This is a genomic window from Neptuniibacter sp. (assembly GCF_024231755.1).
Classification (GTDB): domain Bacteria; phylum Pseudomonadota; class Gammaproteobacteria; order Pseudomonadales; family Balneatricaceae; genus Neptuniibacter.
The window spans coordinates 1-2,790 of sequence record NZ_JAAEQH010000366.1 but is presented as its reverse complement, the minus strand read 5'-3'; the positions used below and the strand labels follow the sequence as shown (position 1 = coordinate 2,790).

The following is a 2,790-nucleotide window of genomic DNA, read 5'->3' as shown; positions in this document are numbered from 1 at the left end:
GACTTCATTTTCATTGATGAACGAAAGAGACGCCATCTGAGGGCCCATCTGGAAAATATCCAGATCAACCAGACTTTCAACGGTATCCATGCGGGAAAAATCGAATAGATCCTGGCCATCCTGCCAATCCAGGATGGTTGCACCTGCAGAGCCATTTTCGATGACAAAATGATCACCGCCAGCTCCACCAACCATCATGTCATTACCCGAATCAGCAACCACAAAATCATCACCTAAACCGCCATCCAGGTAATCATTACCTCGACCACCCTCGATCCAGTCATTGCCCTCTCCAGCCATCACCAGGTCGTTACTGGATCCGGCAAAGATAAAGTCATCACCGTCGTTACCCAGGATAGTGTCTTTACCACCGCCGCCATGGATGTTGTCAGAACCTTCAGTTCCTGAGAGAGAGTCTGCGCTATTGCTGCCGTAGATAAGGTTTGGCACCTCATCTTCTGGAATCGGCTCAAAGATATCGATGCCATCAAAGACGTTTTTCTTAACAACTTTGATGTCGTCTGCGGTTACTTCATCACCATAAACTTTGATGGTACCTAACCCATCTTCATCATGGGCACCGCCACCATCACCTTGCTGGGAGCGGACATGGATCAGTGAATAATCGCCACCCTCATCTTCGCCTTGGGTAACATCTGCGATCTCAACCGTATGACCACGCAGGATGATTTTATCGCCATCCTGATTTGAGTAATCAAGAATGGTATCGTCACCCCCATTTTCAACCCAATGGTCATGCACTGCATCATTCTCACCGGCAACAGAGCGCCAGTTGATCGAACCATCTTCACGGGTATGGCGAGCCATCATTACGTCAGTGGCATTTAGCAGGAAATTAAACTGGAACTGATCTGCATCTTGCCCGCCACGGATCACATCATCAGACAGCTCAGCTGGCACTTCCCTGTCATCACCACCTAGTTGCGCCGGTTCAGGCTCTCCGCCATCGGCATAAACCATGATCTTATCGCGACCGACTCCTGTATCGACAAACTGGGCGCCACTACCAATAAACACGCGGTCTACTGTTTCAATAGAAGCTGGAGACGTGATGATCTCTTCACTGGTGGTTGATGAAAATTCCTGGACACCCCCGTTGTAGTCACCCAGCTCATCAACCATATCCAGACGATCGACACCGTCGAATACATTGGCCGCTTTGACCTTGATGTCTTCTATCTCAACTCGGTCACCATAAACCTTAATAAAACCTAACGGATCTTCATCATGGGCACCTGTAGCGGTATTGGCACCGCCAGCGCCTCCATCGCCTTGCTGACTGTAGATTTCGATTAGAGAGAACTCTCCACCTTCATCTTCATCGTAGCTAATTTCGGCAATTTGCACGGTATGGCCTCGGACAACAATCTTATCTCCCTCTTCCTTGGAGTAATCCATAATCGTATCCAGGCCTATTCCTTCAACCCAGTGATCATGAACATTGTCGTTTTCGCCAGCCACCCCTCGCCAGTTGATCGTGCCGCTACTATTGGTGTGGTGTTCGATAACTTCGCGACGCGCATTAAGCAGAGCTCGGAACTCAAACGTGTCGGCACCGCTACCACCCACAAACACATCGTTGCCAACATCATCAGGCAATGCTGGATTGATGCGGCCATTCGCACCATCTGTTTGTGCTGGATCAGGTTCACCTGCATCACCATAAGAGATCAGATAATCACGACCCGCTCCGCCTTCAACAAGCTGCTGTCCGCTGCCTGCGCGAATCACATCTCCGAACTGAGTGCCGGTAAATTCAAGACTGATTTCTTCCGGGTTTTCAGCACCAAACTGCAACTGTTCCAGATCTGGTTGTTCTAAGTTCGCTGGCGCTTCCAGCTCAGCCTCGGCAATATCATCTAAGAGATTGATACCATCAAAAACACCTGCTGCTTTAACCTTGATATCTTCAATTGTGACTACATCACCATAAACTTTAATAAAGCCCAAAGGATCTTCGTCATGGGCACCGCCGTTATCCCCTTGCTGGGATCGGACTTCGATCAGAGAGTACTGACCACCTTCATCTTCTTCCTGAGTAATACCCGCAATTTCAACCGTATGGCCCCGCAGGTAAATTTTGTCGCCATCCTGTTTAGAGAAATCAAGGATAGTATCGGTACCTATACCCTCAACCCAGTGGTCGTGGACGTTATCATTTTCCCCGGCCACACCCTTCCAGTTAATTGTGCCGTTGGATCGGGTATGTTTTTCCAGAATCTCTTCTTTAGCGTTCAGCAGGAAATTGAACATAAATGTGTCACGGCCCTGACCACCCGCCAAAATATCGTCTGCTGCACCCGCAGCGATAGCAGGGTTTACTCGTCCGTCATCCCCGTCAGTTTGCGCTGGGTCTGGCTCACCGGCATCGGAGTAGCTACGTATAAAATCATTACCGCCACCGGTATTAACCTCCTGCACACCCATACCGATATGAACACGGTCCGTCTGTTTAAACACTGAACCCTCATATAGGGTGTCATCCGTATTTGAAAATACCTCCTGAGTCATTCCCAGGTTGTTATCGGCATATACTTCCTCAGCACGCTCGAGTTTATCTATGCCATCAAATACGCCTGCCGCCTGGACAGTAATATCCTCTTCGGTAACTTCATCACCATAAACTTTAATAAAGCCAACGTGATCTTCATCATGTGCACCAGTTTCTGTATTGGCACCACCCGCACCACCATCGCCTTGCTGGCTAATCACACGAATCAGAGAGAATTCACCGCCGTCATCTTCACCGTAGGTAATTTCAGCAATTTC

1 protein-coding gene is annotated in these 2,790 nt (G+C 48.9%); it reads right to left on the bottom strand.

Annotated features, from left to right (window positions below; genetic code table 11):
- On the bottom strand, positions 1–2,790 hold a 2,790-nt coding region (locus GY843_RS20305), incomplete at both ends, for a calcium-binding protein (protein WP_367183881.1).